The organism is Halorubrum shenae (assembly GCF_051194165.1).
Classification (GTDB): Archaea; Halobacteriota; Halobacteria; order Halobacteriales; family Haloferacaceae; genus Halorubrum.
In genome coordinates, this window is the sequence record NZ_JBLZNI010000032.1 from 1 (window position 1) to 9613 (window position 9613).

Genomic DNA, 9613 nt, shown 5'->3' on the forward strand with positions numbered 1-9613 from the left:
GGGGTATCGGGTGAGCTTGCCAGAGATTCCTAAGCATCGTCAGAATACAGATGCATGAATTTTCTCGGGCGTCGCATGTCTACGAGTAGACAGCACATGCTTATAAACCCTCGTCGTCCCTTACTTTTGGACTCTCGCTGGTCACAATACACGTAGGACGACAGGCACACTGTTGCTGATCAGTCTGAGCGCAAGGAAACACACGAGACTCTTGTACGGTAATGGGCCCAGACACCCAGACACGAATACTTTTGCGTGGGGTTTGAGAATTCCCGTGTCATGACAAATCACATAGAGCCCACCGAGGAGTATGATGGGCGAATCAGAGTGAAACTCCTTGATGACCATGCCGATACACGAGTGATCCCGTGTTCATCCTACACAGAGGCGATAACGCTCGTCAAGGAACATCAACACGAGGTCACCGCCGCGAAAATCATCGACCGAGAGCAAGAAGTGGTCTTCAGCTCAGTCGACATGGACATCGACGTCTGGGAGTCGATTTGGAAAAACGAAAAGCGTCGCCTATCAGTCAACGTCGAGGACCGCGACTGCCCGTACGATAATATCTCCTGCTTTTTCGATAACCTCTGTGTCCAATGTAAGATGGACAAATTACAGGACGAGTTCTAACCCATTCTGTAGAAGGGGTAGCTCACCTTGTGTAAGTCACGTACGCTACTATTGTGGAACCATCCTACGGAGTGACGCGCAACCAGATTTATTTGTTGCTGTAGACGACATTAATGTACGTCTCATGCCTGAAAGCGAAACTGAGCATCTTGATTATTACCCGTCAGGGTGGAGCGAGGAGATTCATGACGAGTACTACGTTGAGTGGATATGGGATGACGATCAGACAATCTTCGTTCGCCTTGACGGCACAATGGGTGATGGCGACTATACAGTAACTCCGATCACTGGTGTAAATGTGGACGGTGAAGAGTTCGTGACCAAGCCAATCTCGGGACTGCCACGAACAGAGGCGTTCGACGTCGCAGCAACACTCATCTATGCTATGAATGGGGTCACGGGACGACTCAACGGAGAGGATGAGTTTACGGGCGACACCGACAACGAATCCTAATCACAAGAAGGTACAGCGGCGGTCTCCTCGTTTGTTGAAGAAGGATCTTACGAGAACTCCGGCCGCTCAGCATACGCAATCGGATCGCGTGACTCAGCATTCCGAAACGCCTCAAGCCGGAACGCACACGCATCACACGTCCCACACGCCGGTTCTTCGTCGCGGTAGCACGACCACGTCATCTCGTACGGCACCCCGAGCTCCAAGCCACGCTCCGCAATCTCCGTCTTCGACCACTCGACGAACGGCGCTTTCAGCTCAATCTCCGTCTCCGGTTTCGTGCCGACATCGATCACGTTCTGAAAGGCGTCGAAGAAGGCGGGGCGACAGTCGGGATACCCGGAGAAGTCCTCGGAGTGCGCCCCAATGAACAGCGCCTCTGAATCAGTCGCCTCCGCGTACGACGTCGCCATCGACAACAGATTGGCGTTGCGGAAGGGGACGTACGACGTCGGAATCTCATCACTCTCAAGATCCGCGTCGGCCACGTCCATCTCCTCGTCAGTCAGGCTCGACGCGCCGATCTGCGAGAGGTGCCCCGTCTCGATATGGAGGAAATCAGCCGCATCGACCTCCTCAGCAAGCGCCTGTGCACACTCGTACTCTTTGTCTTCCGTGCGCTGCCCGTACGACGTGTGGAGGAAGTACGGCTCGTACCCTTGCTCCATCGCCTCGTAGACAGCAGTCGCACTATCCATCCCGCCGGACACCAGAATGACCGCGCTTTTGTTGCTCATGATTGCTCAGTTGCGTCGAATCGATTGTCGCTCTGTTCACCACACCGCACTCGCGGTACCACACGATCTCGACCAGGCTGTTTCTGGGCGACGCTCATGTCCCCGGCGCGTCGTTCCATAGGTCAACGTGCAGTCGCGGCGTGTACCGGTAGCCGTACTCCATCGCTAACTCGGCGACCTCGCTTCGCGTCCCGTCGAGTTGCTCGCGCGTCATGCCCTCCGGCATCAACAACACGTCATCATCGGCGACAGTCGTCGCCGTCGCTTCTCGTACCCGCTCAACCAGGTCCGTGATCTCTGGGAGATCCGACTCGTCGGTCACGACGAACTTGAGCTGCGTCTCGTACGTATCGACCATCTGGGAGAGCGCATCCATATCGATCCGATTCTGTTCGTGTTTCTCCTCCCACTCGCCCTCCCCCTTCGGGTCACGCTCCGGTGTCGGCGTGCTGCTCGCCAGCTTTGGGCTGATACTCGCCAGGTCGATCGGCGCGTCCCGGTAGATCGTCCCGTTCGTCTCGATCGTCGCGTGATACCCCTCTTCGTCGAGCCGTTCGAGGAGTTCGACGGACTCCTCGTGGATGAGTGGCTCGCCGCCCGTGAGTACGACGTGGTTCGCCTGCTCGTGGGAGCGGACTTCCTCCAAGATCGAGTCGACGTCGCGCCACGCTCCGGTCGGCTCCCACGACGTATGGTACGAATCACAGAACCAACACCGCAGGTTACACCCAGAGGTCCGCACAAAGACAGAGGGGACGCCAGCAAGCGTTCCCTCGCCCTGCAACGAGTAGAACACCTCGTTGATCGGGAGGCCCTCACCAGCCGCGTCAGCGCCCGTTGTGGGCTCCTCGACGTCACTTGCGACCGGCATTAGTAGGTCGCACAGAGCTCGCCGGTTTCGCTCACCGACACGGAGACGTCCGAGACGGTGTCTGGGAACGCGTCGAGCATTCGCTGTTCGAGGAGGACGCTCATCACCTCTGCCGTTGGTGGGTGATCGAGGACGACGAGGGCGTCGCCGTCGCCCGACGCTTCGAAGGCATCGACGAGCGGGTCGCCTTCTTCGACGAGGAATCGATGATCCCACGCGTCGATGACGTCCGTCACGTCGCCTTTGTCGACGACCCATCCCTCTTCGGTGAGTTCGCCGCTTACCTCGACGGTGATCTCGTAGTTGTGGCCGTGTGGCCGCGAGCACTTCCCATCGTGGTGGAGGATTCGATGGCCCGAGCTGATTCGGATGGGGTTGTCGGCTCCGATGTGGAGGGTTCGTTGGCCTGCTTCCTGAAGCACATCTGCTTCGGATTCGTCTCTTGATATACTCCGAGCCATACTCGAAGAATATTCGGGGAATATATAAAGATTGAGTTTCGTTACTTCATCGATGGAACAGCAGCACCACTCACACTCACGATCGACTCTCCACCGACTCTCTCGTTGGCCATCGGTACCCACCTCAGCCGAGCCGCAACACAGCACCGTACGCAGTGGTCCGGTCACAGACGGTGGTGACAGCTGATGGAGACTGAAGATACTCGTGCGATCTTTACAGCCGTATTCGCCGGCTCAATCGTCCTCGCAAACGTCCTCGCAGCGAAACTGACGTGGATCGAGCTTCCGGGGCTTGGCGGCGTCGCCGTCCCTGCTGGGTTCGTTGCGTTCGGCGTCGCGTACCTCGCTTCAGACCTACTCGTTGAGTACCACGGGAAAGAGTACGCTGCGACCGTGGTCAACGGAACCGTCGTCACGCTCGTCATCGCGTATGCCCTCGTGTTCCTCGCCATTTGGATGCCGTCTGCCCCGTTCTACGGTGGGCAGGAAGCGTTCGTGTCGACGCTTGGTGGGTCCGCCTCGATCATCCTCGCCTCCGTCGTCGCGCTCGCGTTCGCCCAACACCTCGATGTCCGACTCTTCGCTAACCTGAAGGATCGTACCGCTGGTCGGCATCGCTGGCTCCGGAACTGCGGCTCCACTGCAATTAGTCAGGGCGTGGACACGGTCGTGTTCATCACGCTCGGGTTTGCTATCTTTCCGGCACTCGGCCTTGGTGGGGACCCGACCTGGGGTTGGGCGCTCGTCTCGATTGTTGCTGGGCAGTACATCGTGAAGCTGCTTGTGGCACTGATTGATACGCTCCCGTTCTACGCTGTTACGGAGTTCGTGGAACGGCCGGCTTAGCCCTCCAATCAAAGAATTGTTTTGAATAGATCTCACCGAATGGTGAGTTTTGTGTAAAGTTCTACCGAAGCGTCTTCTAAAACAGGAACAGACTGAACTCTGTTAATCTCGGAATCCGGTGTACACCTGTACGGAGACGGTTCGCCCGTCGAGTTCAGGAACCTCTGCGTGAGAGAGTTGCATCGTCTCAACGGGATCTCGATCAGCGATGAGAGCTTGATAGAGCTGCTTCCACGCTTTCTGTTGCTCGTATTTTTCGGGGTCGCTACTGACAGCCCGAAACAGAGATTTCGAGACGACGATGAAGAGCTTCCGCTTCATCCGACTGGCACCGACATTAAATCGGTTCGCATCGAGCAGAAACTCAGAGATTTGATTCACGTACCCTTGGTTGCCGGCAGTCATCGCCAGCGCCATCACGTCACGTTCGCCGCCCTGGAACCGCTCAACGGTGTCGACAGTTAGGTCAACGTGGTTCTGCATTCGCCGACGCATCAAGCGGAAGGGGACCACGACGCCCGCGCTCAGTTCGTCGGATTCGGGCTCTTGGGCGACAACTGGAAGCGGATCAAGCATCCTGCTAGCCAAGTAGGCCTCGACGGGGCTGTCTTTGGTGTAGACGTTATCGTCGTGCAGTAAGACGGTAACACGTGTTTCTGGATCGAGCGCGGCGTTCACCCAGGGAGGGAGATCATCACTGCGCACGTCCGGAATCGTTTGTGCCGATCCGGCTGACTCGAGCGTGATGTTGTCCCGGTGGTAGAACAGCTCGGTTTCGAAACGAGCCATTGCGGGAGGAAGCCGATAGGTTAGTTTCAGTTGGTCCATCGGGAGTACCGCATCTTTTTCACTCCAAGTCGGCGGTTCACGATCGAACTGTTCGAAGTTACTGTCTTGGTCACCGCGGAGGAACCGGACGAAATCAAGTGCGGAGACTGCAGGAGTGTTCTCTTCGATCGTTTGGCGATCCTCGCTTTCCCAATCGTGTGCTTGGATGGGCTGCATCTGACGGTGGTCTCCCACGAGCATCAGCTGCTTGTCCTGTCCGAGGAACGCACCGACGAGAAACAGCAGGGGGAGGTCCATCATACTCGCCTCGTCGACAAGGGCGAGATCGAAGAGCCGAGAACGGCCATCGGCCATGAACTCCTCGACCGAATCGGCGTCGTCATCGATAGTCCAGCGCACACCGTTCACGAAGTTCCGAAGGGTTACCGGCGTCGTGAACACGATGAGTGGACCTGGCGCATCGTTCCCGAGGACGTATTTCTCGAAGATATCTTGCAGTTCGTCACGGTCATCGTATGCCCTGTACTCTCGAACGTTTTCGGGGAGATCTCCAGAACGGGAGCCGGGCTGCACCCGAATGAGAAGCGCGTTCTCAAGTACCCCGGCCTCGGCGAGCCGTCGTTGGGCGTCCGCAACTGACCTGGCGAGTTCGTCGACGGCGTTGTGTGAGTGGGCGGTTGCGATCCCAGAAAACGATCCGGTCGCAGCGTTGGCGCGTGCGAGTATCGCCGGGGCAGACGCATACCTCGTTTTCCCGGTTCCGGGCGGCCCCTGGAGCGCGACAACCGTGTGGTCCGTCTGTGAGACGAACGCCGTTTGGTCGTAGTTCGTCGATTCAGGCATTACTTGGTCGAATTTCCCGAGGAAGGATCGGACAGTTGCGGGGTCGAACTGCGGGGAGTCTCGTCGGAGCGCGTCCGAGATCTCGTCGTCGTACAGATTGACCAGCCGATTATGCACGTCGTTTTGGCCGGCATTTTGCAGCGCGGCGTGAGCACGGTGGGCGACGAAGTCATCGAGCGCCGGGTCCAGTACGAACTGCATCCCTTCTTCGATGAGTTGACGGTCCCACTCGTCGTCCTCGTCGGTCGTCCAGCCGGAATGATTCGGTTTGAATTTCTCCCTAGGCTTACTTTGGGGTCCGAAGAACGAAACCCGGACCGTACCCGTCTCGGTATCGACACGAGTGAGTCGTGCCAGCACCTGATTTGCGATCCGCCGTGGCGGTCTCACGTCCTCCGTTAGGGTCCCGTCGCCGTTACGTTTCAACGGCGTCATTACGACGAAACTCCCCTCCTCGAGCGAGAGGGGAGTGTCCGCCCGAATCCCGTCCTGTGAATCGTCCCCGAGCGACCGGAGTATCGACCCACCGAGCCACATACGTGGCTCTGTGTCATCATCTCCCTCTTCAGGCGGTTCGGTAACCTCGAACGGGATCGCGCGGCCAGCTGTCGTGCGTTGACTGAGCGGTGTCCGGTAGTGGGACACGAGCTCGCGCCGATTCGCACCGAATTCGAGTTCCTGATACTCCAGACAGGTCGACTGAAGTTCGGATACGCCGAGCGTATTCTCGCGGAGATCTTCAAGCTCGATCGGCTGTTTCGTCATCGTCGCGTCCTTGTCCCGAATCGAGCGCTCGATGTGCTCGTAGGCGTCACAGATAGCGTGAACAGCGTCCTCAACGTCGTCCAGTGTCACTCGTGATGACCCCGCATCGGTGTGGTGACGGTATCGCTCGATCTGCGACTGCATCTCCGGATCCTCAGCCAGATCTGGTTTGAGGAGATCAAATTCCTCGGTAGCGTAGAGGTACTCCAGCGGAAGCGTGTCCTGATTCCGACCGAGAATCGGGAATTCACCTCTCAAGTGGTCCGAGGCAATTTGGAGACCATCATCGAAATTGAGGAGGATACGGGAGCCCATTTGATCGTACGAAACGATCGTCTCAAAGAAGCCGAGGGCGAATACCTGCTTGAGTGGCACCTCTTCAGGGTCTCGTGGACGCTCCCAGTCGAGTTCTGTATCCCTGGAGTAGAACTGAGCTGCCGTCTGAACGACGCCCAGTCCTGGGTATCGGAACGCGTGTCTGTCGCGGAACTCGTCTCGAAGGACACTCACACTCGTCTGATCGATTTCTTCACGGTAGCCGAGAAGCGTCCGAATCGCCTGTGCAGCAGCCGATTCGGGATGGCGCTTGACAGCGTCGATGAGCGTCCGCCGCTGGGAGTCTCCGTACGGATAGATATGGATGAAGCCTTCCGTATCGCTATACCCTTCCTCACAAAGGTCAGGGCGAATCTCGTTGACGGCAGAAGAGAGCCTCTCGAAGAACCGCTCGATCAACCGGCGCTCCTCTTGATCTTTGCGTTCGTTGTTTAGGTTCGGAAGCTCATCCGGGTGGCTGATGATGAACTGCCCAGCGTCGTGCTCATCCTCGTATCGGCTGGACGTTACCTTCGCTGCGAGGAGCACGACCCGATTGCGTACGAAATCGTACTGGACGTAGGGGTAGACTCGCACGAGCGACTTCCGAGGATAATCGAGATTGAAGCTATCCGGCGGATTATCATCGGGAAGGTTTCGACCGGAGCCGATGAGATAGTCACCCCACGGACCGGCCTTGTCGGATTGTTGTTGCCACTGATTTTCGTAATCAGGGTCGATCTGCCGCAGGAAGCGGTGGGCGATCTGTGCGGTATCGCGGAGGTTCGAGATCTCCGTTTCCCGTAGGATGCGCGTGACGAGTTCCGACTCCCTGGGACGTGGGTGGACATGTGAAGTCGCTCTCCGATTACGCTCCTCGGTCGGCCAGTTATAGAGCGTTGCGAGGTCATGGAGGTCTTCGATGCCGAGACTATTGAGGGACTCCTGTACGCCCTCACTGATCCCAAGCAGAGAGAGGTTGTGATTCGTCACCGAGTGTGCGATACACTTCGACTGCTTGGCACAGTCGTCACAGCGGGCATCAATTCGGTAGGTGGGCAGATTTCCGGGTTCTCGCATCTCTTCGCCGTCAAGAAGCTCAGCGTCGAGTGCACCGTCGGGTTCGAGGAGGAGTTGGATATCGTTCTGACGCGTGCTCAGGTCGAAGGTACCAACTCGTCGCAGATCGATATCACCGGTGGATGTCACGAGGTCCGCGAGGTCGTTCCGTTCCGGTTCCTGCGAAACGATGCTCGCTGAGATGCTCGTATTAATATCTGCCAACAGAGACTCGAGCAGAAGCGAGTAGATGGCAGCTTGCAGCTGGTGGTGAGTTTTCACCGAACTCGAGGACTTGAGTTCGACGACGCGCACCTCCACGCTGCGGGAACCAGGGGCAGTCGCATCCGGGCTTGCGATGACGACGTCCGCATCACCGCGAATGGGCCACGCACCGACAGTTCCCTCGATCCGTGGCTGGAAGAAGACAACTGGATCCGTCCTATCGCCTGTCGCGAGATTGTCGACGACTGCTCGAAGTCGGTCGATGTCCGTCTCCGGGTCACCGCTCCAGCGTTCGTCGAAGGGATGGTCCTCATCGACTGGACCTATGCTGTAGATGTCGCCGTCGAGAAGGTGACGCAATTGCCCCGCTTCGAACGCTTGGCCTGTCGCGGCGAGAAGAGGGCTCAGAGAGATATCGGAAATGGAACCGAGGTTCTCATCGACGTAACGGTGGTAGAGATACATCGGGCACTGCTGAAGCTTGTAGAACTGTGCGATTGCGCTCGGACTGACAGTCGTTCGCTGAGGATCGGTCATAGGTCGGAAATGTGTCTGCTGAGAGTCTGCCGTCTCTTACTCGCGGTTATCGCTGTCACTGGAGGTTCTCTACATAGCGATCGACGGCGTCACGTTCCTCCGGCCAGGTGTCGCTGCGAACGTTCCATTTGAAGCCGGTCCCTTTCTCATCGCCATTTTCGAGATGCCACATGTAGAGACGCGTCTTGTGCGTCGATGAGTAGTCGTCCTCGTACTGGACGACGGCAGTCCACCAGTCGTCTGTCTTTTTAATCGTCTGTCCGCCGACCACGTTGTAGTGTTGGACGGGGAAGTAGGGCGTATCGGCATCAACAGCCGTACCAGCGTAGTCTTCGACGACACGTCGTTCCGCTGCCCAGTGGTCTGGGTCGATGTTCCATTTATGTTTCGTAACCCATCCCTTGGTGTCGTTGTCCCGCCAGAGGTACAATCGGATCTTCTTGTTTCCGTATTCGTCCTCGGAATGGACGATTGCGCGCCACCACCCTCCGGATTTGCTGAACGTGAGTGCACCAACGGGTGTGAGGTGTCCCTCGATCGGATAGCGAGATAGATCTTTCGTCATCAATATATTTGTGGAACAGTATCTTACTTAAGTAGATAACTTACTTAAAATGAAACGCAAACGAGGTCAGTTAACGCATAAAACTCGCCTGAGCAACTCCCATTGAACATCAGGCAGGTGCTATCGAGTTAGGGGTTGGACTCAGGCGGGGGAGAGTTCTCGGATGTCTTGGTAGTGACGTGAAATAGTGACTGTTGAGACATCGGCGGCTTCTGCTACTGCCTGCTGGTTAACCGGCAGATCCAGGTCGATCGCGGCAGCGTACACGGCTGTCGCAGCGACTGCAGCTGGATGTTTGCCGATGTGCAGTTCCTCGTCAGTTGCCTTAGTGAGATACCCGCTTGCATTGCGTTCGACATCCGGGCCGAACTTGAGCTCAGAGACGATACTCGGGAGGAAATCCTGTGGGCGGGCGGGAGGAATGGACGGTTCGAACGGCTGTGTTGAATCGCTGTAAGGCGTAGAGATTCACTGTTTGACGAAGCGCTTGATGTTATAGACGACACACATCAG

The 9613-nt window shown here is 57.2% G+C and carries 12 protein-coding genes; 6 read left to right on the plus strand and 6 right to left on the minus strand.

Annotated features, from left to right (window positions below; all coding sequences use genetic code 11):
- Positions 1 to 279 precede the first annotated feature (279 nt).
- Together ACNS88_RS17205 and ACNS88_RS17210 are read left to right on the plus strand one after the other, a co-directional pair.
- A complete protein-coding gene (locus ACNS88_RS17205; protein ID WP_435100448.1) occupies positions 280 to 633 on the plus strand; it encodes a hypothetical protein in 354 nt (117 codons plus the stop codon).
- Positions 634 to 757: 124 nt separating this feature from the next.
- Positions 758 to 1087, plus strand: coding sequence for a hypothetical protein (locus ACNS88_RS17210; protein ID WP_435100451.1), 330 nt, complete (start codon positions 758 to 760; stop codon positions 1085 to 1087).
- Between the two features lie 47 nt (positions 1088 to 1134).
- Here the strand turns inward: ACNS88_RS17210 and queC are convergent, their stop codons facing one another.
- From queC to ACNS88_RS17225, 3 genes are all read right to left on the minus strand, one after another.
- Positions 1135 to 1824: a 7-cyano-7-deazaguanine synthase QueC gene (gene queC, locus ACNS88_RS17215; protein ID WP_435100454.1), complete on the minus strand. Its 690-nt coding sequence runs from the start codon at positions 1822 to 1824 to the stop codon at positions 1135 to 1137.
- Positions 1825 to 1918: 94 nt separating this feature from the next.
- Entirely contained in the window at positions 1919 to 2695 is a 777-nt protein-coding gene (locus tag ACNS88_RS17220) for a 7-carboxy-7-deazaguanine synthase QueE (protein WP_435100457.1), read from the minus strand.
- Entirely contained in the window at positions 2695 to 3156 is a 462-nt protein-coding gene (locus ACNS88_RS17225) for a 6-pyruvoyl trahydropterin synthase family protein (protein WP_435100460.1), read from the minus strand. Before ACNS88_RS17225 ends, ACNS88_RS17220 begins: the two co-directional genes overlap by 1 nt.
- A 186-nt stretch (positions 3157 to 3342) precedes the next feature.
- Here ACNS88_RS17225 and ACNS88_RS17230 point away from each other — a divergent pair, with 186 nt between their 5' ends.
- Positions 3343 to 4002: a queuosine precursor transporter gene (locus ACNS88_RS17230; RefSeq protein WP_435100463.1), complete on the plus strand. Its 660-nt coding sequence runs from the start codon at positions 3343 to 3345 to the stop codon at positions 4000 to 4002.
- A gap of 102 nt (positions 4003 to 4104) precedes the next feature.
- Here ACNS88_RS17230 and ACNS88_RS17235 read toward each other — a convergent pair whose 3' ends face one another.
- On the minus strand, positions 4105 to 6489 hold the full coding sequence (locus ACNS88_RS17235) for an AAA family ATPase (protein WP_435100466.1): 2385 nt from the start codon (positions 6487 to 6489) through the stop codon (positions 4105 to 4107).
- Between the two features lie 24 nt (positions 6490 to 6513).
- Between ACNS88_RS17235 and ACNS88_RS17240 the strand changes: the two genes are divergently transcribed.
- The 3 genes from ACNS88_RS17240 (at position 6514) to ACNS88_RS17250 (ending at position 7974) form a co-directional block, all read left to right on the plus strand.
- Positions 6514 to 7170 (plus strand): hypothetical protein, encoded by a 657-nt coding sequence (locus ACNS88_RS17240; RefSeq protein WP_435100469.1) that lies wholly within the window; start codon positions 6514 to 6516, stop codon positions 7168 to 7170.
- Between the two features lie 18 nt (positions 7171 to 7188).
- Positions 7189 to 7521 (plus strand): hypothetical protein, encoded by a 333-nt coding sequence (locus ACNS88_RS17245; RefSeq protein WP_435100472.1) that lies wholly within the window; start codon positions 7189 to 7191, stop codon positions 7519 to 7521.
- Between the two features lie 102 nt (positions 7522 to 7623).
- Positions 7624 to 7974, plus strand: coding sequence for a hypothetical protein (locus tag ACNS88_RS17250; RefSeq protein WP_435100475.1), 351 nt, complete (start codon positions 7624 to 7626; stop codon positions 7972 to 7974).
- A gap of 616 nt (positions 7975 to 8590) precedes the next feature.
- Here the strand turns inward: ACNS88_RS17250 and ACNS88_RS17255 are convergent.
- Both ACNS88_RS17255 and ACNS88_RS17260 read right to left on the minus strand, forming a co-directional pair.
- The gene (locus ACNS88_RS17255) at positions 8591 to 9100 is read right to left on the minus strand and encodes a hypothetical protein (protein ID WP_435100478.1); all 510 of its coding nucleotides are present in this window, start codon (positions 9098 to 9100) and stop codon (positions 8591 to 8593) included.
- A gap of 141 nt (positions 9101 to 9241) precedes the next feature.
- Positions 9242 to 9568: a transcription initiation factor IIB family protein gene (locus tag ACNS88_RS17260; RefSeq protein WP_435100481.1), complete on the minus strand. Its 327-nt coding sequence runs from the start codon at positions 9566 to 9568 to the stop codon at positions 9242 to 9244.
- Positions 9569 to 9613: the final 45 nt, after the last annotated feature.